General features: G+C 73.8%; 21 protein-coding genes and 1 riboswitch. Of the genes, 11 read left to right on the forward strand and 10 right to left on the reverse strand.

The features are described 5' to 3' along the window. Positions 1–6: 6 nt before the first annotated feature. Entirely contained in the window at positions 7–801 is a 795-nt protein-coding gene (locus AB0P06_RS12845; RefSeq protein WP_363607279.1) for an alpha/beta fold hydrolase, read from the reverse strand. Positions 802–1029: 228 nt separating this feature from the next. Here AB0P06_RS12845 and AB0P06_RS12850 point away from each other — a divergent pair, with 228 nt between their 5' ends. The 3 genes from AB0P06_RS12850 to AB0P06_RS12860 all read left to right on the forward strand — a co-directional run bounded on the left by AB0P06_RS12850 (position 1030) and on the right by AB0P06_RS12860 (position 3864). Next, positions 1030–1893 (forward strand): lysophospholipid acyltransferase family protein, encoded by an 864-nt coding sequence (locus tag AB0P06_RS12850; protein ID WP_363607280.1) that lies wholly within the window; start codon positions 1030–1032, stop codon positions 1891–1893. Positions 1894–1976: 83 nt separating this feature from the next. Continuing rightward, a complete protein-coding gene (locus tag AB0P06_RS12855; protein ID WP_363607281.1) occupies positions 1977–3182 on the forward strand; it encodes a DUF5931 domain-containing protein in 1206 nt (401 codons plus the stop codon). Positions 3183–3222: 40 nt separating this feature from the next. Then, a complete protein-coding gene (locus AB0P06_RS12860) occupies positions 3223–3864 on the forward strand; it encodes a response regulator transcription factor (protein WP_363607382.1) in 642 nt (213 codons plus the stop codon). Positions 3865–3903: 39 nt separating this feature from the next. On the opposite strand, the gene AB0P06_RS12865 is transcribed toward AB0P06_RS12860, so the two are convergent. Further along, positions 3904–5838 (reverse strand): anthranilate synthase family protein, encoded by a 1935-nt coding sequence (locus AB0P06_RS12865; RefSeq protein WP_363607282.1) that lies wholly within the window; start codon positions 5836–5838, stop codon positions 3904–3906. A 301-nt stretch (positions 5839–6139) separates the two neighbouring features. Between AB0P06_RS12865 and AB0P06_RS12870 the strand changes: the two genes are divergently transcribed. Further along, entirely contained in the window at positions 6140–7477 is a 1338-nt protein-coding gene (locus AB0P06_RS12870) for a class II 3-deoxy-7-phosphoheptulonate synthase (RefSeq protein ID WP_363607283.1), read from the forward strand. 164 nt (positions 7478–7641) lie between these two features. Beyond that, positions 7642–7917: a (2Fe-2S)-binding protein gene (locus AB0P06_RS12875; protein ID WP_363607284.1), complete on the forward strand. Its 276-nt coding sequence runs from the start codon at positions 7642–7644 to the stop codon at positions 7915–7917. A 27-nt stretch (positions 7918–7944) separates the two neighbouring features. Here the strand turns inward: AB0P06_RS12875 and bfr are convergent, their stop codons facing one another. After that, positions 7945–8424, reverse strand: coding sequence for a bacterioferritin (bfr, locus tag AB0P06_RS12880; protein ID WP_363607285.1), 480 nt, complete (start codon positions 8422–8424; stop codon positions 7945–7947). A 218-nt stretch (positions 8425–8642) separates the two neighbouring features. Here bfr and AB0P06_RS12885 point away from each other — a divergent pair, with 218 nt between their 5' ends. Next, positions 8643–9272 carry a molybdopterin-dependent oxidoreductase gene (locus tag AB0P06_RS12885; protein WP_363607286.1) on the forward strand — a complete coding sequence of 210 codons (630 nt, stop codon included), beginning with the start codon at positions 8643–8645 and terminating at the stop codon, positions 9270–9272. Positions 9273–9282: 10 nt separating this feature from the next. Here AB0P06_RS12885 and pknB read toward each other — a convergent pair whose 3' ends face one another. The 4 genes from pknB to thiO all read right to left on the reverse strand — a co-directional run bounded on the left by pknB (position 9283) and on the right by thiO (position 13349). Further along, on the reverse strand, positions 9283–11055 hold the full coding sequence (gene pknB, locus AB0P06_RS12890; RefSeq protein ID WP_363607287.1) for a Stk1 family PASTA domain-containing Ser/Thr kinase: 1773 nt from the start codon (positions 11053–11055) through the stop codon (positions 9283–9285). Positions 11056–11158: 103 nt separating this feature from the next. After that, positions 11159–11956, reverse strand: coding sequence for a thiazole synthase (locus AB0P06_RS12895; RefSeq protein WP_363607288.1), 798 nt, complete (start codon positions 11954–11956; stop codon positions 11159–11161). Positions 11957–11958: 2 nt separating this feature from the next. Further along, positions 11959–12168 carry a sulfur carrier protein ThiS gene (gene thiS, locus AB0P06_RS12900; protein WP_363607289.1) on the reverse strand — a complete coding sequence of 70 codons (210 nt, stop codon included), beginning with the start codon at positions 12166–12168 and terminating at the stop codon, positions 11959–11961. After that, positions 12165–13349, reverse strand: coding sequence for a glycine oxidase ThiO (gene thiO, locus AB0P06_RS12905; protein WP_363607290.1), 1185 nt, complete (start codon positions 13347–13349; stop codon positions 12165–12167). The genes thiS and thiO overlap by 4 nt, the downstream gene beginning before the upstream one ends. Further along, positions 13344–13456: riboswitch (TPP riboswitch) on the reverse strand. It overlaps the preceding gene by 6 nt. Positions 13457–13562: 106 nt before the next feature. Between thiO and AB0P06_RS12910 the strand changes: the two genes are divergently transcribed. The 3 genes from AB0P06_RS12910 (at position 13563) to thiE (ending at position 15879) form a co-directional block, all read left to right on the forward strand. Beyond that, a complete protein-coding gene (locus AB0P06_RS12910; protein ID WP_363607291.1) occupies positions 13563–14759 on the forward strand; it encodes an FAD-dependent oxidoreductase in 1197 nt (398 codons plus the stop codon). A 107-nt stretch (positions 14760–14866) separates the two neighbouring features. After that, complete coding sequence (locus AB0P06_RS12915) at positions 14867–15232, forward strand: Rv2175c family DNA-binding protein (RefSeq protein WP_363607292.1); 366 nt, start codon at positions 14867–14869, stop codon at positions 15230–15232. Further along, a complete protein-coding gene (gene thiE / locus AB0P06_RS12920; protein WP_363607293.1) occupies positions 15232–15879 on the forward strand; it encodes a thiamine phosphate synthase in 648 nt (215 codons plus the stop codon). The genes AB0P06_RS12915 and thiE overlap by 1 nt, the downstream gene beginning before the upstream one ends. 56 nt (positions 15880–15935) lie before the next feature. On the opposite strand, the gene AB0P06_RS12925 is transcribed toward thiE, so the two are convergent. After that, the gene (locus AB0P06_RS12925; protein ID WP_363607294.1) at positions 15936–17042 is read right to left on the reverse strand and encodes a polyprenyl synthetase family protein; all 1107 of its coding nucleotides are present in this window, start codon (positions 17040–17042) and stop codon (positions 15936–15938) included. A 163-nt stretch (positions 17043–17205) separates the two neighbouring features. Here AB0P06_RS12925 and metF point away from each other — a divergent pair, with 163 nt between their 5' ends. After that, the gene (metF, locus tag AB0P06_RS12930) at positions 17206–18120 is read left to right on the forward strand and encodes a methylenetetrahydrofolate reductase [NAD(P)H] (protein ID WP_363607295.1); all 915 of its coding nucleotides are present in this window, start codon (positions 17206–17208) and stop codon (positions 18118–18120) included. Positions 18121–18252: 132 nt separating this feature from the next. Beyond that, the gene (locus AB0P06_RS12935; protein WP_363607296.1) at positions 18253–19131 is read left to right on the forward strand and encodes a hypothetical protein; all 879 of its coding nucleotides are present in this window, start codon (positions 18253–18255) and stop codon (positions 19129–19131) included. 33 nt (positions 19132–19164) lie between these two features. On the opposite strand, the gene AB0P06_RS12940 is transcribed toward AB0P06_RS12935, so the two are convergent. Beyond that, on the reverse strand, positions 19165–20661 hold the full coding sequence (locus tag AB0P06_RS12940; protein WP_363607297.1) for an NAD(P)/FAD-dependent oxidoreductase: 1497 nt from the start codon (positions 20659–20661) through the stop codon (positions 19165–19167). An 11-nt stretch (positions 20662–20672) separates the two neighbouring features. Continuing rightward, the gene (locus AB0P06_RS12945) at positions 20673–21326 is read right to left on the reverse strand and encodes a DUF4126 domain-containing protein (RefSeq protein WP_363607298.1); all 654 of its coding nucleotides are present in this window, start codon (positions 21324–21326) and stop codon (positions 20673–20675) included. Positions 21327–21825: the final 499 nt, after the last annotated feature.

Here is a 21825-nt window from a genome sequence, read left to right on the forward strand (position 1 = left end):
GGCCCTTCAGCCTTGGTGATCGTCGGATTCGACCCGGGTGACGCCCGCCGCGTGCGCGGGAGCCAGCCGCCGGATGAAGGCCAGGCAGGCCGCGAATATTTCCGCCGCGTCGTGGTCCAGCGTCGCGACGTGGTAGCTGCGCTGGCACAGCCGTTCCGTCACATCGGTCGAGGATATCCGGGCCAGCACCAGTTCCGAGTTGGCCGGCGAGACGACATGGTCCTGCGGGCTGTGGAACAGCAGCACCGGCTGGGTCACCTCCGGCAGCCGCCGCTGGACGTCCTTCCAGAGCAGGGACAGCGACCAGGCCGCGTGCAGCGGCGTCCGGTCGTAGCCGAGCTCGACCGCGCCGGGGCGGGCGATGTCGTTGGCGATCCCGGGCAGGCTCGGCACCACGTGCCGCAGCGCCGGGAGCAGCACACTCGCGGGGTTGTCGGAGCGCACCGACGGGTTGACCAGCACCAGCCCGGAGACCACCGGCCCGTGCAGCGCGGCCAGCCGCAGCGCCAGCGAGCCGCCCATCGACAGCGCGCAGACGAAGACCTGCTCGCACTCGGCGGCCAGCGCCAGCAGCTCCCGCTCGACCTCGGCGTACCAGTCCTCCCAGCGGGTGACCTGCATGTCCTGCCAGCGGGTGCCGTGCCCGGGCAGCAGCGGCAAGGAGACCGTGAACCCCGCCGCGGCCAGCTCCTCGGCCCACGGGCGCAGCGACTGCGGCGAACCGGTGAAGCCGTGGCAGAGCAGTACGCCGACCGGCCCACCCCGGTGGCGGTACGGTTCGGCACCGGGCAGCGGCGGCATGGCGGGCTCCTTCGCGGGCAGGGACTGCGGGGAAGCGGAAGCTGGGCGGAGCTGGCTGGCAACGGAGAGGCTGCGGAAACCGCATCGTCCCACGGGCCCGCCCGTGCCGTACAGCCCTGTCCGGCACGCCGCCGGAGACCCGGCCGACGGCCCGGCGGGGCGGGGCGGGGCGCGGGCGGTGGCCGCGGGGCATTAGGATCGACCGGTCCGCATAACAGGAGGCCCGGGTTGTTCTACCGACTGATGAAGATGATCGTCGCGCCACTGCTACGGATCTTCTTCCGGCCGTGGATCGAGGGCGAGGAGAACATCCCCGCCGAGGGTGCCGCGATCATCGCGAGCAACCATCTCTCCTTTTCGGACTCCTTCTTCTTCCCCGCGCTGATCAAGCGACGGGTGACCTTCATCGCCAAGGCGGAGTACTTCAACACCCCGGGCGTGAAGGGCAAGCTGACGGCCGCCTTCTTCAAGGGCGTCGGCCAGCTGCCGGTGGACCGCTCGGGTGTGCGTGGCGCCGGCGAGGCGGCGATCCGCAGCGCGATCGCGGTGCTGGATCGCGGCGAGCTGTTCGGGGTCTACCCGGAGGGCACCCGTTCGCCCGACGGCAAGCTCTACCGCGGCAAGGTCGGCGGCCTGGCCCGCGTCGCGCTGGCCACCGGCGCGCCGGTCATCCCGGTCGCCATGATCGACACCGAGAAGGTGCAGCCGCCCGGCCAGGTGGTCCCCAACTTCGGTATCCGCCCGGGCATCCGGATCGGCCGCCCGCTGGACTTCTCCCGCTACCACGGCATGGAGAACGACCGTTTCATCCTCCGTTCGGTGACGGACGAGGTGATGTACGAGATCATGCGGCTCTCCGGCCAGGAGTACGTGGACATCTACGCGACCGCCGCCAAGCGGCAGATCGCCGACGACAAGAAGCGCGCCGACGCCGAGCGCAAGGCCGTCCAGAAGGCCGAGCAGGCCGCCGCCAAGGCCGAGAAGGCCGAAGCCGAGCAGGCCGAGAAGGCCGCCGAGGCAGAGCAGGCCGGGTCCGCGGAGACCGAGGCCGCCAAGGCGGAGCGGGACGAGAAGGAGACCGGGTCGGCCTGATCCGGCCGCCCGGGGGAGGGGCAGCGCAGATGACGGACGGCGGCAGAACCGGGGCGGTCGGGGGGACTCTCGCGGCCGGCGGCATGTCGGTCGAACTGCCCCTCTGGCGCGCCATCTCCTTGTTCCGGGTGCTCGCGCTCTGCTACGCTGTCCTGCGCTACTTCAACGCGTACCTGGGGTTCCTGCACCCCGTCGCCGGCTGGATCTACCTCGGCGCGCTCACCCTCTGGACGCTGGCCAGCACCCGCGCCTTCGCCGGCCCGCAGCGCTGCACCTGGTACGTGCTCGGCACCGACCTCACCCTGGCCGTCACCGGCATCGTGATGAGCGGGATGACCGACGACCCGGTCCGGATCGGCCACGGCGCGCCCACCCTCCCCACCATCTGGGCGGCCGGCACGGTGCTCGGTTTCGCCGGCAAGGGCGGCTGGCGCTGGGCGGCGGCGGCCGGTTCGGTGATCGGCCTGGCCAACATCCTCGGCCACGGCGGCCCCACCGGCGACAACATCCACAACATCGTGCTGCTGATGGTGGCCGGCTGCGCCATCGGCTACGTCATCGAGCTGGCCCGCGCCAGCGAGGCGACGCTCACCCGGGCGCTCCAGGTGGAGGCGGCCACCCGGGAGCGCGAGCGGCTCTCCCGGGACATCCACGACGGGGTGCTGCAGGTGCTCGCCCTGGTCCAGCGCCGTGGCGGCGAGGCCGGCGGGCCCGGCGGCGCGGACTTCGCCGAACTCGGCCGGCTGGCCGGGGAGCAGGAGCGCGCGCTGCGTGCGCTGATGAGCGGCGGCCCGCTGCCGGCCCAGCGCGAGCCGCTGGCCCCGCAGGACCTGCGTACCCTGCTCGGCCCGTACGCGGACGAGCGGATCACGCTCTCCGCCCCCGGCACCCCGGTGCTGCTGCCCGCCCCGGCCGCCGCCGAGCTGGCCGCCGCCGTCGGCGCGGCGGTGGACAACGTCCGCAAGCACGCGGGGGACGGGGCCCGGGCCTGGATCCTGGTGGAGGACGAGCCGGAGGCCGTCACGGTCAGCATCCGCGACGACGGCCCGGGTTTCGCCCCCGGGCGGCTCGGCGAGGCGGAGCGGGCCGGGCGGCTCGGCGTCTCCCAGTCGATCCGCGGCCGGCTGCTGGACCTCGGCGGCACGGCCGAGCTGTACTCGGCGCCCGGCGACGGCGTCGAGGTCGAACTGCGCTTCCCGAGGAGGGGTTCCGATGACCGACCAGCCGATGACCGACCGGCCGATGACCGACCGGCCGGGCACCGACCGGCCGCCGGTCCGGCCAGCTGACCGTCCGGTCGACCAACTGGCCGACCAGCCGGTGCGGGTCATGGTCGTGGACGACCACCCGATGTGGCGCGACGCCGTCTCGCGGGACCTCGCCGAGGCCGGGCTGGACGTGGTGGCCACGGCGGGCGACGGCGAGGAGGCCGTCCGCCGGGCCCGCGCCTGCGGCCCGCAGGTGGTGGTGCTGGACCTCAACCTGCCGGGCCTGCCCGGCGCCGAGGTCTGCCGCCAGGTGGTCGCCCAGGACCCGTCGGTGCGGGTCCTGGTGCTCTCCGCGAGCGGCGAGCACCAGGACGTGCTGGAGGCGGTGAAGTCCGGCGCGACCGGCTACCTGGTCAAGTCGGCCGGCCGGGAGGAACTGCTGGACGCGGTGCGCCGCACCGCCGTCGGCGACGCCGTCTTCACCCCGGGCCTGGCCGGCCTGGTGCTCGGCGAGTTCCGCCGGCTGGCCGCCGAGCCCGCCCGGGCCTCCGCGCCGGCCGCCCCGCAGCTGACCGCCCGGGAGACGGAGGTGCTGCGGCTGGTGGCCAAGGGACTGTCGTACCGGCAGATCGCGGACCGGCTGGTGCTCTCCCACCGCACGGTGCAGAACCACGTCCAGAACACCCTCGGCAAGCTTCAGCTGCACAACCGGGTCGAGCTGGTCAGGTACGCGATCGAGCAGGGCCTGGACGACGGGATCTGAGCGGGCGCGCCGGACGGCACGCCCGCTCGCGGACGCGGTTCAGCCGCGCAGCGCCGCCGCCTCGCGCAGCAGCCCGGCGACGATGTCCACGCCGTCGCGGGTGAGCACCGACTCCGGGTGGAACTGGAGCCCGGCGAAGCCGGCGCCGCGCAGCGCGTGCACGTCGCCGGTCAGCGCGTCGCGGGAGACCTCGATGCCCTCGGCGGCCAGCCGGGCCGCGTCCTCGTCGGAGCAGCGCGCGGTGAAGGTGTTGTAGAAGCCCACCGTGCGCCGGGTGCCGAAGAGGTCCACCGTCTCCTGCGCGCCCTGGTACGGGACGTTCTTGCGGGCCAGCGGCAGGCCGAGCGCGTCCGCGAGCAGCTGGTGGCTGAGGCAGACGGCGAGCAGCGGCGCGGTCCGGGCGCCGGAGCGGACGGCGGCCAGCGCGTCGGCGACGACCGGGCGCAGGACGGCCATCTTGGGGTCGTCGGCCACGGCCGGGTCGCCCGGGCCGGGGCCGAGCACCAGCGGGCCCCGGTGGGCGGCGACCCGCTCGCGCAGGCCCGGCTCGTCGTAGCGGACCACGGAGACCTGGTGGCCGAGCGAGGTCAGCAGGTGGGCGAGCATCGCGGTGAAGGTGTCCTCGCCGTCCACCACCAGGGTCGGCTCGACCTCGGTGATCTCGGCCGGCGCCTGCATCCGCAGCCAGAACGGGGCGAGGCCGGCGCGCCGGTCGTCCAGCGCGGCCTGGACCCGGTGGTCGTCGGCCAGCCGGGGGCCGGTCGGGTTCGGCACCCGGCCGGAGGCGGGGCGGGCGCCGATCGCGGTGAGCACCCCGGCGGCCTTGGCGTGGGTCTCGGCGACCTCGGAGTCCGGGTCGGAGTGGCGGACCAGGGTCGCGCCGACGCGGACCACCAGGCGCCCGGTGGCCGGGTCGATGTCGGCGGTGCGGATGCAGATCGGGGAGTCCATCAGCTGTCCGCCGCTGGCCGAGCGGCCGATCAGGGCGAGCGCGCCGGAGTAGTAGCCGCGTCCGCCGGGCTCGTAGCGCTTGATCACCCGGGTGGCGTTCTGGACCGGGCTGCCGGTGACGGTGGCGGCGAACATCGTCTCCTTGAGCACCTCGCGGACGTCCAGCGAGGTGCGCCCGCGCAGCTCGTACTCGGTGTGGGCGAGGTGGGCCATCTCCTTGAGCCGCGGGCCGAGCACCTGGCCGCCGAGGTCGCCGACGGTGCACATCATCTTGAGTTCCTCGTCGACCACCATGGTGAGCTCCTCCAGCTCCTTGGGGTCGTGCAGGAAGGAGAGCAGCGAGTCGATGTCCGCGCCGCCGGCCGGGTAGCGGTAGGTGCCGGAGATCGGGTTCATCACGACCGTCCCGCCGCTCTGCCGGACGTGCACCTCGGGCGAGGCGCCGACCAGTACGCGGTCCCCGGTGTGCACCAGGAACGTCCAGTAGGCGCCGCGCTCCTGCTCCAGTAGCCGGCGGAACAGCGAGAGCGCGAGCGCGGGGGAGAAGTCGTCCAGGGTGGCGCGGAAGTCGCGCCGGATCACGAAGTTGGCGCCCTCGCCGCGCCCGATCTCGTCCTCGATGACCCGGCGGACGATCCCGGCGTACTGCCGGTCGTCGATGTCGAACGAGCCGCCGGACAGCGAGACCGGCAATCGCGGCAGCACGGGGGCCACGTCGGCCAGCGGAAGGGCGTACTGCTCGGTGACCGAGAGCGCCTGCAACGGGGTCGCGTCGTCGTGCGCCTCGAAGCCGCGTTCGCGGATCTGCCGGTACGGGACGAGCGCGAGCAGGTCGTGCACCGGCCCGCCGGACGGCACCCCGTCGCGGACCGGCAGGTCGGCCAGGTGCTCGTAGCTGCCGACGGTGCCCAGCAGCACCTCGACGGTGTCCGGGGCGAGCCGGGGGGTGCGGCGGTGCAGCAGCGCGAACGCGGGGGCGTCGGGGCCGGTGAGTCGGGCGATCAGGTCGGCGGCGGTGGTCACGGTGGCGGCTTCCTTCCGGGGGAACTGCGGGGTGCGGTGCTGGGTTCCGCTCCCGGGAAGGCCGTCTGTCCAGACGTCGACGGCCGCCCCGAGGGGCGGCCGTCGTGTTCGTCTAGGAACGCGTGATCGGTGGGCCACCCTTGGGGTTGGCCCACCACCAGGAGTGGCTGTGCGGCGCGTTCATGCTTTGAGAGTAGCGGATGGCCCGATGGGGTGAGGCGGATCACGTGATTGTCCGAGATGTGTCTCACCCACCGGGCAGCGGTCACGAATTGGCTGCCGCACCCCGTAGCCTTGCGGTGTGACCGTGACGAATCCCCACTCCTGGCAGTCCCTGCCCGCGGCGCAGCAGCCTGAATGGCCGGACCAAGAGGCTCTGCGCAAGACCCTTGCGGAGCTTGCCTCCTATCCGCCGCTCGTCTTCGCGGGCGAGTGCGACCAGCTGCGCGCCCGGCTCGCTGCCGTCGCGCGTGGTGAGGCGTTCCTCCTGCAGGGCGGCGACTGCGCCGAGGCCTTCGACGGCGTCTCGGCCGAGCACATCCGCAACAAGCTGAAGACCCTGCTCCAGATGGCGGCCGTGCTGACGTACGCCGCCTCGGTGCCCGTGGTGAAGGTCGGCCGGATCGCCGGTCAGTACTCCAAGCCGCGGTCCAAGTCGACCGAGACCCGCGACGGGGTGACCCTGCCGGTCTACCGGGGCGACTCGGTGAACGGCTTCGACTTCACCCCCGAGTCCCGGATCCCGGACCCGGAGCGCCTGAAGCGGATGTACAACGCCTCCGCCGCGACGCTGAACCTGGTGCGCGCCTTCACCACCGGTGGCTACGCCGACCTGCGCCAGGTGCACGCCTGGAACCAGGACTTCGTGCGCAACTCGCCGGCCGGCCAGCGCTACGAGCAGCTCGCCCGCGAGATCGACAACGCGCTGGCGTTCATGAACGCCTGTGGCGTGGCGCCGGAGGAGTTCAGGACGGTCGAGTTCTACTCCTCGCACGAGGCGCTGATCCTCGACTACGAGACCGCGCTGACCCGCGTGGACTCGCGCACCGGCGAGCTGTACGACGTCTCCGGCCACATGGTCTGGATCGGCGAGCGCACCCGCCAGCTGGACCACGCGCACATCGAGTTCGCGTCGAAGGTCCGCAACCCGATCGGGGTGAAGCTCGGCCCGACCACCTCGGTCGACGAGGCGCTCACCCTGATCGAGAAGCTCGACCCGGAGCGCGAGCCCGGCCGGCTCACCTTCATCACCCGGATGGGCGCGGGCAAGATCCGCGAGCACCTGCCCACCCTGGTGGAGAAGGTCACCGCGTCCGGCGCCCAGCCGGTCTGGATCTGCGACCCGATGCACGGCAACACCTTCGAGGCGTCCAGCGGTCACAAGACCCGCAGCTTCGACGACGTGCTCGACGAGGTCAAGGGCTTCTTCGAGGTGCACCGCGCGCTCGGCACCCACCCGGGCGGCATCCACGTGGAGCTGACCGGCGACGACGTCACCGAGTGCGTCGGCGGTGGCGACGAGGTGCTGGTCGACGACCTGCACCAGCGCTACGAGACGGCCTGCGACCCGCGCCTCAACCGCAGCCAGTCGCTGGACCTGGCGTTCCTGGTGGCGGAGATGTACCGCGGCGGCCAGTGACCGGTCCCGCCGTAACGGCCTGATGTGACGAAGGCCCCTCCGGATTCGGTTCTTCCGAGCCCGGAGGGGCTTTTTCGTACCCGGATCGCCAGGTAAGGTGAGGCTTAGTGAACTAAGGCAACCCTTAGTCAAGATCGTTCCGCACCACCCCGGGAGAGTCCTCGATGTACGTGTGCATGTGCCATGCGGTCACCGAGGACCAGGTGAAGAAGGCGATCGACGCCGGCGCCGACACCCCGCGCCGGATCGCCAAGGGCTGCAAGGCCGGCACCGACTGCGGCTCCTGCGTCCGCCGGATCCAGGCGCTGCTCGGCGAGTACGGCGCCCGGCCCTGTCCGACCGCCCGGCTGGCGGCGAAGCTGGGGCTGGCGGACCCGGAGACCGTCGATCGGGCCCCGGCCGCGGTGCCGGACCGGCCGGCTCCGCTGCGCGCGGCCTGAGCCGCCGCCTTCCCGCTCCGCCGTGGCTCAGGAGTCCGGCTGCTCGATCAGCTGGGCGATGTAGAGCGCCTCGCCGAGCTTCTCCACCAGTTCCAGCTGGGTGTCGAGGTAGTCGATGTGGTGCTCCTCGTCCGCCAGGATCGACTCGAAGATGTTCGCCGAGGTCACGTCGTTCTTGGCCCGCATCACCACGATCCCGCGCTTGAGCCGGTCGATCGCCTCGACCTCGACCTGGCGGTCCGCCTCGAACATCTCCTTGACGGTCTGGCCGATCCGGACGTGGAAGAGCCGCTGGTAGTTCGGGAGCCCGTCCAGGAAGAGGATGCGGTCGGTGAGCACCTCGGCGTGCTTCATCTCGTCGAAGGACTCGTGGCGGGTGTACTTGGCGAGCTTCGTCCAGCCGAAGTTCTCCTGCATCTTGGCGTGCAGGAAGTACTGGTTGATCGCGGTCAGCTCGGCGGTGAGCTGCTCGTTGAGGAATTCGATGACCTCTGCGTCGCCCTTCATGGCGGCTGCCTTCCTGCTCTGCGTCCGGGAACCACGGCCGTACCGTCCGGCTGCACGCATCCTGGCACCGCTATGGGAGGAAATTCCAGTAAGTTCACACTCACTAGGACATGTGTCGGAATATCCCATTTAGGCACCTATTGGCCTGTGTGGGCGGGCGCGCGACCTCGGAAAGGGGCGCGCGCAGATGGTTGTCCGCCGTCTGTCACCATGGACTCATGGGTCAGTCCGAATACGAAAAGCTCCCGCCGTCTGACCCGAGACTCCCCCCGGGGCAGCGCCCGCAGCGCGGCTGGCCCGCCCTGCACTACGGACCCGTGCCCCGTTTCAAGCCGCTGACCTGGGACTTCCAGGTGTTCGGGGCGACCGCCTCGGCGGAGAAGCACAGGTGGGACTTCGCCGGCTTCAACGCGCTGCCGCGCACCACCGTGCGGGCCGACTTCCACTGCGTCACCAAGTTCTCGGTGCTCGACAGCGACTGGACGGGCGTGTCGGCCTCGGTCGTCCTCGACGAGGTGCCCCCGGCACCCGGCGTCACCCATGTCATGGTCTGGGCCGAGTACGGCTACAGCGCCAACCTCCGGCTCGCCGACTTCGCCGACCCCCGGACGGTCTTCGCCACCCACCGCAACGGCGAGTCGCTCACCGCCGAGCACGGCTTCCCGGTCCGTCTGGTCGTCCCGCAGCTGTACGCCTGGAAGGGGCCCAAATGGGTCAGGGCGGTGGAGTACATGCGGGCCGACCGCCGCGGTTTCTGGGAGGAACGCGGCTACCACAACCTCGCCGACCCCTGGCGGCAGCAGCGCTACTCCCACCAGGAGGAGCCGGGCGACGGCCCGCTGCGCTGACGGACATCCTCTAGAGGAACGGGAAGCTGACCGTTACCACCGTGTGCTGCGGGCGGCGCTCGCCGGCGGCGGGGGACTGGCTGGAGACCTTGCCGGTGCCGAACAGGTTGACGCCGCTGCTCTGCATGGCGAACCCGGCGGCCTGGAGCGCCTTGGCGGCGTCGTCCTTGGACATCCCGGTCACGTCCGGAACGGGCACCATGCCCTTGCTCACCACCAGCGAGACCGGGGTGTTCTCCGGCAGCCGCTGCCCGGCCGCCGGCGAACTGCTGATCACCGAGCCCTCCGGCACGGTGTCGTCGTACGTCTCGGTCACGCCGCCCCGGGCCAGCTGGACGCCGGAGAGGGCGGCCGCGGCCTGCTCGGCGGACTTCCCGGTGACGTCCGGCACGGCGATCCGCTTGGGACCCCGGGAGACGGAGACGGCGACGGCGTCGCTCTTGCGGGCCCGCGCCCCCACCCCCGGATCGGAGGAGATGATCTGCCCGGCCGGGACGGTCTCGCTGTACACCTCGGTGAAGCGCCCGTGCATGCCGACGCCGTCCAGGATGCGCTGCGCCTCCGCGCGGTCCTTGCCGAGCACGCTCGGCACCGTCCCGTACAGCGCACCGGAGAGCGCGTACGTGGTGCCGCCGACCAGCAGCGCCAGGACCGCCAGCACGGAGGCCCAGATCAGCGGGGTGCGCGGCAGCCGGCGCAGCGGGCCCGGGCGCCGGGTGCGCACCGGCGCCGGCTCGTCGTACGGGCGGGGCTCGGTGAGCAACTGGTCCATCAGCTCCGGCGGGACGTCCAGCACGCTGGTGCGCTCGGTCTCCGGGGCGGCGGGACCGGCCGCGGGGCGGATCACCGAGGTCGGCTCGCTGGTCGGGTACTGCGGGCTGGGCCGGGTGGAGGCGGGCGGCTCGGCGTCCAGCCGGGCCGGGGTGAGCGTGCGGCGTACCCGCTGGAGGGCGGCCAGCAGCTCGACCGCGTCGTACGGGCGGGCCTTCGGGTCGCGCGCGCAGGCGCCGGCCACTATGGCGTCGAGCTCGGGGCCGACCCCGGGGACGGCCAGGGACGGCGCGGGGACGTCCTCGTGCAGGTGGCGGTACATGACCTGGACGGGGTTCTCGCCGGTGTGCGGTCGGTGGCCGGTGAGCATCTCGTACAGCAGGATGCCGGCCGCGTAGACGTCCACCCGCTGGTCGGTCCCGGCGCCGGGGCGGATCTGTTCGGGGGCCAGGTAGGAGACGGTGCCCAGGACGGTGCCGGCGGTCGCGGTGGTGGAGGTGGCCGCGCCGTCGGCGGTGTTCAGCACCCGGACCAGGCCGAAGTCGGCGACCTTGACCAGGCCGTCGTCGGTGATCAGCACGTTCTCCGGCTTGACGTCCCGGTGGACCAGACCGGCCCGGTGGGCGGCGCCGAGCGCGGCCAGCACCGGCTCCAGGATGTCCAGGGCGGCCCGGATGGAGAGCGCGCCGCGGTCGCGCAGCAGGTCGCGCAGGGTGCGGCCGGGCACGTACTCCATCGCGAGGAAGACGGTGCCGCCGTCCGCGCCCTGGTCGAAGACGTTGACCACATTGGGGTGCGCCAGCCGGGCCACCGCCTTGGCCTCGCGGATGAACCGGCCGGTGAAGCCGTCGTCCCCGGCGAGCGAGGGGTGCATCACCTTGAGGGCCACGACCCGGTCGAGCCTGGTGTCGGTACCCCGGTACACGGTGGACATCCCGCCGGCCGCGATGCGCTGCTCGACCCGGTACCGGCCGTCGAGCAGGGTACCGATCAGCGGGTCGTGCAATGCCATGTCCACCCGGTGATTCTAGTGGCGCGGGCAGGGGCGGGACCCCGGGCGACACCGCGCCCGGGGCCTCTGTGCCCGGCTTGTGACACGCCCCGGCGCGCCCGGGTCAGAACGCCGGGTGCTCGCGGGTGTCCAGGTCGGCCCGGCCGGCCATGGCCGAGGAGGCCTCGGCGTGGAAGCGGCGCGGGATCCGGCCCGCCCGGTACGCCAGCCGGCCGGCCTCGGCGGCGTGCCGCATCGCGTCGGCCATCAGCACCGGGTCCTGGGCGCGGGTCACCGCCGAGGCCAGCATCACCGCGGCGCAGCCCAGCTCCATCGCCAGCGCCACGTCCGAGGCGGTGCCGGCGCCCGCGTCCAGGATCACCGGGACCCGGGCGCTCTCCACGATCAGCTGGAAGTTGTGCGGGTTGCGGATGCCCAGGCCGGAGCCGATCGGGGAGCCCAGCGGCATGATCGCCGCGCAGCCGACGTCCTCCAGCTTCCGTGCCAGCACCGGGTCGTCGTTGGTGTAGGGCAGCACGGTGAAGCCGTCGTCGACCAGGGTCTCGGCGGCGTCCAGCAGCTCGATCGGATCGGGCAGCAGGGTCCGCTCGTCCGCGATGACCTCCAGCTTCACCCAGTCGGTGCCGAGCGCCTCGCGGGCCAGCCGGGCGGTCAGCACCGCCTCGCCGGCCGTGAAGCAGCCGGCCGTGTTGGGCAGCACCCGGATGCCGTTGCGGACCAGCACGTCCAGGACGGAGCCCTGGGTGGTGGCGTCGACCCGGCGCATCGCCACCGTGGTGAGCTCGGTGCCGGAGACCCGCAGCGCCTGCTCCAGGATCTCCAGGCTGGGCGCGCCACCGGTGCCCATGATCAGCCGGGAGCCGAACGTGGTCCCGGCGATGTCCAGCAGGTCGTCCGCCATGGTCAGCCTCCCTGGACGGCGGTGAGGATCTCGATCCGGTCACCCGCGGCGAGCCGGGTCCGCGGCCACGAACCACGCGGCACCACGGTCTCGTTGAGCGCGGCGGCGACGCCGGAGTTGGCGGCGCTCAGCGCGGCCACCACCTCGGCGAGGGTGGTGGTGGCGGGCACCTGCCGGGGCTCGCCGTTGACGGTCAGTGCGATCTCGCTCATGCGGGGGCCTTCGTGGTGGAGCGGGCGGGGGAGAAGCGGGTGGGGGTGAACGGCGCCGCCAGGGCGGGCGTCTCGCCGGTGGCCAGGTACTCGGCGACCAGATCGGCCGTCACCGGGGTGAGCAGCACGCCGTTGCGGTAGTGGCCGGTGGCGGCGACGAGGCCGGGCAGGGCGGTCGGACCGATCAGCGGGGCGTTGTCCGGGGAGCCGGGGCGCAGTCCGGCGGAGGTCTCCACCAGGGGCAGCTCGGTGATGCCGGGGACGAGCTCGTGCGCGTCGCGCAGCAGCTCGTACACCCCGCCGGCGGTGACGGTGGTGTCGTACCCCTGCTCCTCGCTGGTGGCACCGATCACCAGCTCGCCGTTCTCCCGGGGCACCAGATAGAGGTGCCGGCCGCGCACCACCGCGCGCACGTTGCGGGAGAGGAACGGCCGGTACGGCTCGGGCACCCGCAGCCGCAGGATCTGCCCCTTCACCGGGCGGATCGCGGGGAGCACGCCCTCGGGCAGGCCGGGCAGCCGGTGGCTGTGCGGACCGGCGGCGAGCACGATTCGGTCGGCGGTGACGGTCTCCAGTGTGTCCAGCCGGGCGCCGACCGCGCGGTCGTTCTCGACCAGCAGTTCGGTGGCCTCTGCGCGGTGCAGCAGGACGCCGGCCCGCTCGCAGGCGAGGACCAGCGCCCTGACCAGCCGGCGGCCGTCCACCTGGTGGTCGTCGGTGACGTGCAGACCGCCCCGGACGCCGGGGGCGAGCATGGGTTCGAGCCTGCGGGCCTCGCGGCCGGTGAGCCAGTGCGAGTCCAGGCCGAGCCGCTGGTGGAAGGCGTGCAGTTCACGCAGTTCCGCGCGGTCGTCGGAGTCCAGGGCGACGGCGACGGTGCCGCACTGGCGGTAGCCGGTGTCCTGGCCGCCGCTCGCCTCGGTGAGTTCGGCGGCGAAGGCGGCATAGCGCTCGTTGGATGCCATCCCGAGGCGGAGCAACGGCTCCTCGCCGTACTGGAGTTCGGTGACGGGGGCGAGCATGCCGGCCGCGACCCGGGCGGCGCCGCCGCCGTGCGCCGGGTCGATCACCACGATGTTCCCCAGCCCGCGCCGGGCCGCGCGCCAGGCGACGGCGAGGCCGATGATGCCCCCGCCGATCACCAGGACGTCGGCATGCGCGCCCTTGGCCAAGCGTGTCAAAGTCGCTGCTCTCCCTTCGCCGGTATGACCCGGATCAGGTTCGGACGGTCGCAGGCCGTGTCAGCCCGCCTCTCAGCCCGGTCCGCCGGGCTCCCGTGAATTGGTGCCACCACCTTAACTCCGCGTCCCGCCCCGGCCGAAGGCGCGTACGAGGGGTGGACCCGAGCCCGGGTGGGGCCCGGACGGACGGCCGCCGCTGAGTACAGTGACGGCGTGGCAGAGCTGAGCGGGACGGATCAGGTGGTCGTGGTCGGGGCCGGGCTGGCCGGGGCGCAGTGCGCCGCGGGGCTGCGGCAGGGCGGCTGGCGGGGGCGGATCGTGCTGGTCGGCGAGGAGCCCCACGCGCCGTACGACCGGCCGCCGCTCTCCAAGGAGGTGCTGCTCGGCAAGGCCGATGCCACCACCCTCGACCTCGACTTCGCGGACCTGGGCGTCGAACTGCTCACCGGCCGCCGCGCCACCGGCCTCACCCCCGGGGTGCTGCACACCGACGCCGGCGATCTGCCGTACGGCACGCTGGTGATCGCCACCGGTGCCGCCCCGCGGGCCCTGCCCGGCGCCGAGCGCGCGCACCTGCTGCACACCCTGGACGACGCGCTGGCGCTGCGTGCCCTGCTCCGGCCGGGCCTGCGCCTGGTGCTGGTCGGTGCGGGCTGGATCGGCGCCGAGGTGTCCACCGCCGCCCGGGCGGCGGGGTGCGAGGTCACGGTCGTCGAGATGGGCCCGGCGCCCGTCCCCGGCGCGCTGCCCGCCGGGATCGGCCGGGCGATGGCCGCCTGGTACGCCGAGGCCGGGGTGGACCTGCGCTGCGGCGTCGGGGTCGCGGCGGTGGAGCCCGGCGCGGTGCTGCTGGCGGACGGCTCGCACCTGCCGGCCGACGAGGTGCTGGTCGGGATCGGCGCCCGGCCGGCCACCGGCTGGCTGGCCGGCTCCGGCGTCGAACTGGACGCGGCCGGTGCCGTCCTGGTGGACGAGCGGCTGCGCACCAGCCTGCCCGGCGTCTTCGCCGCGGGGGACTGCGTCAGCTATCCGTCGGCGCGCTCCGGCGTCCGGCTGGCCGTCCAGCACTGGGACCACGCGCTGCAGTCCGGCGCGGCGGCGGCCGCCGCCGTCCTCGGCGCGCAGGCGCCCTACGATCCGGTGCCGTACTTCTGGTCGGAGCAGTTCGGCCGCATGGTCCAGTACGCCGGGCGGCACGGGGCCGGTGACGAGCCGCTGTGGCGCGGTTCACCCGGGGAGCCGTCCTGGTCGGTGCTCTGGCTGCGCGACGGTGTGCCGCGCGCCCTGCTCGCGGTGGACCGTCCGCGCGACCTCGCCCAGGGCCGCCGGCTGATCGAGCGCGGTACGGCGCTGGACCCGGCCCTGGCGGCGGACCCCGCGGTGCCGCTGAAGTCGGCGCTCGCCGGGTAGCGCGGCGGGGCCCGCAGGCGGCCGCCCGGTGCTCGACGGACCTGTGACGGGTGTGCGGCGGGTGGTGAGTGGTGCGCGGCGGGCCGTGGAGGTGGCAGTCTGGTGGCGTGAGTGAGATCGAAAGCAAGATTGAAACCCTCGTTTCCGAGTGGATGTACCTGCCCGACATCTCGGAGCAGTGGGGCGTGCGGGTCACCGAGGTCCGCGACCTGGTCCGCAGCGGCGGGCTGATCGCGGTCCGGCGCGGCCCGAACAAGTCGCTGCAGGTGCCTGCCGCGTTCATCGACGGCCAGGGCCTGGTCAAGCACCTGTCGGGCACCCTGACCGTCCTGCGCGACTGCGGGTACAACGACATGGAGATCCTGGAGTGGCTCTTCACCGAGGACCCGTCGCTGCCCGGCAGCCCCATCCAGGCGCTGTGTGAGAACCGCGGCACCGAGGTGAAGCGCCGCGCCCAGGCGATGCTGATCTGATGGCGGCGGACACCCCGCGCCGGCGGCTCGCCGACGCCCGGCTCTACCTGTGCACCGACGCCCGCCGCGAGCAGGGCGACCTCGCCGAGTTCCTGGACGAGGCGCTGGCCGGCGGGGTGGACATCGTCCAGCTGCGGGACAAGGGCCTGGAGGCCAGGCAGGAGCTGGCGGCCCTGGAGGTCTTCGCCGACGCCTGCCGCCGCCACGGCAGGCTGCTGGCCGTCAACGACCGCGCCGACGTCGCGCACGCCGCCCGCCCCGACGTGCTGCACCTCGGGCAGGACGACCTGCCGGTGCCGGCCGCCCGGGCGATCCTCGGCGAGGACGTGATCATCGGACGGTCCTGCCACGCCGAGTCCGAGGTGGACGCGGCGATCGCCGAGCCCGGCGTGGACTACTTCTGCACCGGGCCGGTCTGGCCGACCCCGACCAAGCCCGGCCGCCACGCGCCGGGCCTCGGCCTGGTCTCGTACGCGGCCGCGCGGGACACCGACCGGCCGTGGTTCGCCATCGGCGGCATCGACCTCGGCAACCTGGACCAGGTGCTGGCGGCCGGCGCCCGCCGGATCGTGGTGGTGCGCGCCATCACCGGCGCGGACGACCCGCGGGCGGCCGCCGCCGAGCTGTCCCGGCGGCTGCGGGCCTGACCCCGCCGGGCCCGCCGCCGTCCGCCCGTACCCGCCCGCCGTACCCCCGGTACCGGTCAGTACTTGCGGACGGTGGCGGCCTCGGCCAGCGCCAGCAGCACCTCGCGGGCCCGCTCGTCCGCCAGCGGCGCCGCCTCCAGCGCGCCGAGCGCCTGGCGCATCAGCTCCTCGATCCGCCGCTCCACCAGCCCGGGCGCGCCGCTGCGCTCCACCAGCGCGCGCAGCCGGGTGACCTCCTCGGTCGCCAGGTCCGGTGCCCCGAGCCGCTCGTCCAGGTGGCGGGCGTCGGCCGCGGACAGCCCGCGCATGGCGTGCGCCACCAGCAGGGTGCGCTTGCCCTCGCGCAGGTCGTCCCCGGCCGGCTTGCCGGTGACGGCCGGGTCGCCGAAGACGCCCAGCAGGTCGTCCCGGAGCTGGAACGCCTCGCCCAGCGGCAGGCCGAACGCCCCGTACGCCTCGACCAGCCCGGGCCCGGCGCCGGCGAGCAGCGCGCCGATCTGGAGCGGGCGCTCGATGGTGTATTTGGCCGACTTGTAGTGCAGGACGGTCTGGGCCCGCTCCAGCGCGCCCGCGTCGGCGGAGTCGCCGGCGACCGGCTCCAGGACGTCCAGGTACTGGCCGACCATGACCTCGGTCCGCATCAGGTCGAACACCGGCTTGGCGGACAGCACCGCGGCCGGTTCCAGGCCCGAGCGCAGGAACAGCTCGTCGCACCAGATCAGCAGCAGGTCGCCGAGCAGCACCGCCGCGGAGGCGCCGTACTGCTCGCGGTCGCCGCGCCAGCCGCTCTCGCGGTGCAGGGCCTCGAAGCGGCGGTGGACGGAGGGCAGGCCGCGCCGGGTGTCGCTGCGGTCCATCAGGTCGTCGTGGACCAGCGCGCTGGCCTGGAGCAGCTCCAGAGCGGCCGCCGCGTGCGCGATGCCGTCGCCCCCGGCCGGGCCGCCGGCGCCGCGCCAGCCCCAGTAGCAGAACGCCGGGCGCAGCCGCTTGCCGCCGTCGAGCAGGAAGTCGCGCAGGGCGTCGGCGGCGGGTGCCAGCCGCGGGGAGATCTTCCCCAGCAGCGCCGACTGGCCGTCCATGAACCCGGCGAGCGCGGCGTTCACCCGCTCGCGCACGTCCTCCACGTCAATGGGGCTGGCCGGGCGGCTGGTGGGCGAGGTCACGATGAGGCTCCGGAGGTTCGCTGGGGTGCGGCAAGCCTAGCCGGGCGGCTGGGAACGCCTGTACGGACGACGGCCGGCCGGGATCCGGAATGCCGTCCACCGATTGTCTCAATCCGTGGACCTCGGTTGTCCGGGTCCTTTGCCCGACGGTTAACCTGCCAGCATGGCACTCGGCGTCGCTTCCACCAGAACAGACCGCGCGCAGACGGTTCGCGAGCTCCTGGCGGCTGGCAAGCGCTCCTTCTCCTTCGAGTTCATGCCGCCGCGCACCGAGGTCGGTGAACAGCGGCTCTGGGACGCCATCCGGCGGCTCGAACCGCTCGACCCGAACTTCGTCTGCATGACCTACGGGGCCGGCGGCTCCTCGCGCGAGCGCACGGTCAACATGGTCGGCCGGATCGCCACCGAGACCACGCTGACGCCGGTCGCCCACCTGACCGCGGTCGACCACTCGATCGCCGAGCTGCGCAACATCATCGGCCACTACGCCGACCAGGGCGTACGCAACGTCCTCGCGGTGCGCGGCGACCCGCCCGGCGACCCGACGGGCGAGTGGGTGAGCCACCCGCAGGGGGTCACCTACGCGTACGAGCTGGTGGAGCTGATCAAGGGGATCGGCGACTTCTGCGTCGGCGTCGCCGCCTCCCCGAACATGCACCCGCGCTCGACCGACTGGGACGAGGACATCCGGCACTTCGTCGGGAAGATCCGCGCGGGCGCCGACTACGCGATCACCCAGATGTTCTTCGAGGTCGACGACTACCTGCGGCTGCGCGACAGGGTCACGGCGGCCGGCTGCGAGGCGCCGATCATCCCGGAGATCATGCCGGTCACCAACGCCAAGCAGCTGGACCGCTTCCCCCAGCTGAGCGGCTCGGCCTTCCCGGCCGACCTGGAGGAGCGGCTGCGGGCCGTGATCGACGACCCGGTGGCGCTGCGCGAGGTCGGTATGGACCACGCCACCGCGATGTCCGAGCGGCTGCTCGCCGAGGGCGCCCCCGGCCTGCACTTCATCACGCTCAACCACTCGACCGCGACGCTGGAGATCTACCAGAACCTCGGTCTGCACCAGCGCTGAGCGGCCCGGCCGCCCCGGCCGGAGAAGTGCCGGGGGCGGCCGGGAACGCGATGCGGTACCCGGGCCGTTGAACCGGTACAGTCGCCGCACACGCGCGGCGCGCGCGGGCACGCGACTGGAGGTAGCGGGCGGATGGGTGTCGGATACCTGCTGCTGTACGCCGCGTTGGCGGTGGTGGCGCTCTGGCTGGTGGCCGAGCTGCTGCTGCAGAACCGGGCCCCGATCCACTGGCGCGGTCTGGCCCTGGGCGGCTTCCTCGGGGTGGCCGCCGGGATGGCGATCGGCTCGGTCGTGGTGATCGGTGCGGGCGCCGCGCTGTTCGCGGTCGGCCAGACCTTCGTCACCCTCTCGGTCAAGCGCGGCTACACGTCCGGCTGGTCGCTGCGCAAGGCCGACGGCGGCCTGCCCGGACCGCTGGCCAAGGTCCCGCTGCTCGGGGCGCTGACCGGCGGCGGCGCGGTGGCCGCGGCCACCGTGGCGGCGGCCAGGATCGGCGAGGTCGGCGCGGTCGAGGAGCCCCCCGGGCCCGCCCCGGTGGCGGCCGAGGCCGTCCCGGCCGTCGAGCAGACCGCCGCCTTCGAGATGCAGGAGCTCGCCGCGGACGGCGTCTACGCCCCCGCCTACTACGAGCAGCAGCACGAGCAGCAGCAGGCCGTCCAGCCGGACCCGTACGCCGGGGCCTACCAGTCCGGCTACGACGTCCAGCAGCAGCCGCAGCCGCCGGGCTACGACCAGCAGCAGTGGCAGACCCAGCAGCAGCCGGCGTTCACCTACGACCAGGGCTACGGCGGCTACCAGCAGCAGCCGGACCCGTACGCGGGCTATCAGCAGCAGGAGCAGTACGCGGGCTACCAGCAGCAGCCCGCCTGGGACCCGAACGCCCAGCAGCAGTGGCAGCCCGAGCAGCACCCGCAGCACCCCGAGCAGCACCCGCAGCAGCAGCCGGTCATCCCCCAGCAGCCGTCCTACGACTACGGCTACCAGCAGCAGAACACCTGGCAGCAGGGCTGACGGCCGCCGGGCGTGGCCCTGGGCGGGCAGGCCCTAGGCGGGACCGACCAGGTTGGCCACGATGCAGGCGGACATGCCCACCCTGGCCAGCCCGCCGCCGGGGTGGGCGGCGCCGCCCACCAGGTAGAGACCGGGGAAGTCCTCGTTCGGCGCCTGGAGCAGCGCGCCGTCGGCGCCGGCCAGGGCGGGCGGGGGCACCGAGCCGAAGAAGGAGGCGGTCTCCCGCTCGGTCTCCTCGGGCGTGCGCACCACCCGCCACAGCACCCGCTCGCCGAGGCCCAGGCCGGCCGCGTCGACGTGGGCGAGCATCCGGTCGGCGAAGCGGTCGGCCGCGCCGGGCGCGCCCCAGTCGAAGTCCAGTGAGGGCGTGGTCGCGGTGAGCACCACGCTCTCGTGGCCCTCGGGGTGGAGCGACGGGTCGTCGGGCCGCAGCACCTGGACGGTCGGCCGGTCCGCGAGCGGGGCTCCGGGGGTGAAGATCCCGGCGAGTTCGGCGGCCGGGTCCGCCGCGTGCACCACCGTGCGGTGCGCGGTGCCGGCCGGACGGGCGCCGCGCAGCGCGAGCAGCACGCTGACCCGCCCGGGCACGCCGTGCAGCCGCTGGGCGGCGGCGGGCCAGTCGTCGGACGACTCGGCCGGGCCCGTCCAGCCGGTGTGCAGCACCCTGGCGTCCATCGAGGAGACCACCAGATCCGCGTCGAGCCGGTCGCCCTTGGTCTGGACGCCGCAGACCCGGCCGTCCCGGGTCGCCACCTTGGTCACCGGCGTGTCGAAGCGGAACGTCACCCCGCGCTGCTCGCACCGCCGGTACACCGCCTCGGCCAGCGCGCGGATGCCACCGCGCACGTACCAGACGCCGAAGGACTGCTCCATGTACGGCAGCACGGTGGCGCTCGCCGGGGCGGTGCGCGGGTCGAGGCCGAAGCGCAGCGCGTGCTCGTGCAGCAGGGCGGTCGGGCCGGGGTGGCCGCCGAGTTCGCGGGCGGCGACGTCGGCGAGGGTCCACGGGCGGGGCCGGCGCAGCCGGGCCAGGCCCTGGCGGGGCGGGGTGGGGTAGGGGTCGCCGTGCAGCGGGGCCGGGTCGGCCGGGAGGGGCTCCTCCAGCAGCGGGCGGCGGGTGGTCTCCCAGACGGTGCGGCCGTGGTTCATCACCTCGCTCCAGCGGGCGCCCGAGCCAGGGCCGAACGCGGCGTCCAGGGCCTGGATGTAACCGGCCCGGGAGGCGTTGGGCAGGGTGAGGACGGTGCCGTCCGGGAAGAGGTGCAGGCTCTCCGGGTCCACCGGGACCAGCTCGACCAGCTGCTCCAGCGGCTCCTTGCCGGTCTTCAGCGCGAGGTCGCGGTAGACGGCCGGGAGGGTGAGCAGACCGGGGCCGGTGTCGAAGGCGAAGCCGGCCCGCTCGTACCGGCCGACCATGCCCCCGTACGTGCCCCCGGCCTCGCAGACCGTCACCCGATGTCCGAGGGTCGCCAGCCGGGAAGCCGCCGCGAGCCCGCTCATTCCTGCGCCGATGATGACGATCCGTGCCATGGCACCCGATCCTATGACCGCGCCGCCCACGATCCTTCCCCCACCTCACCGGCCGCGGCCTCCGCCGGTCGCGGGCCGGCCGCGCGGGCGGCCCTGCGCTCGCGGCGGCGGGCCCGGAAGCGGCGGATCCGGCTGATCGCGAACCAGACCAGCAGCAGGCCGACGGCCAGCAGCACGGCGGCGACCGACGCGGCCAGCCACGGGTGGAAGATCGCCAGGGTGACCAGCCCGGCGACCGAGACGTCCTCGGCCAGGCTGACCACGATGTTGCTGGCCGGTTCGGGCGAGGTGTTGACCGCCATCCGCAGCGAGGCCTTCACCAGATGGCTGACCAGCGCGGTGGTGCCGCCCATGGCGCCCGCCGCGACCTCGCCGAGCGAGCCCGGGTCGGCGCTCGCGAGGAGCGCGCCGACGGTGGCGCCCGCGACCGGGCGGATCACGGTGTGGACGGCGTCCCAGACGCTGTCCACGTAGGGGATCTTGTCGGCCACCGCCTCCAGCAGGAACAGCGCGGCGGCGGCGATCAGCACATCGGTGCGCTCCAGCGCCGACGGCACCGAGTCGGCCCCGGCGAACCGGCCCAGCAGCCCGAGCAGCAGCACCACCGCGTACGCGTTGATCCCACTGGCCAGCCCGCTGGTGAAGATCAGCGGCACGATCGTCATCGGTCTCCCTCCTCGGAGCGCCTGCCGGGTCCACCCGGTCTCGCCGTACCGTACCCGGGACGCCGGCCGGGGGCGGCCGGTTCCTGGCCCGGAAGGGACTGAGTACGGATACTCAGAAAAGCGGTTGAGTATCTGAGCGGATGGCCTCCGACCTGCGGGGACGGGACAGTAGGGGCACCGGGACGGAGAGCGCGTCGGGCGCGCCGGACCGGGAGGCGGACAGGTGCCGTCCACCGGCCGTGAGAGGCCGGCGGGACGGCACCGGCGGGTCCGTACGGGAGCCGGCCGGAGGCCGCGCACCGCCGACACGGGGCGGCGGAGCACGGCCGGGGGGCGGCGACGGGGGAGAGCCGGAACGCCGTCCGTGGGGGGACGGCGCTTCGGCCGGTGCGGGGCGGTGGTGCGGGGCCGGGAGGACCGGCCGATGCCCGCCGCCCACACGCACGCCCGCACGCCCGAGGGCGGCTATCCGGAACCGGGCCCGTTCATACGCAAATAC

Origin of the sequence: Kitasatospora sp. NPDC088351 (assembly GCF_040685575.1) — a bacterium.
GTDB lineage: Bacteria > Actinomycetota > Actinomycetes > Streptomycetales > Streptomycetaceae > Kitasatospora.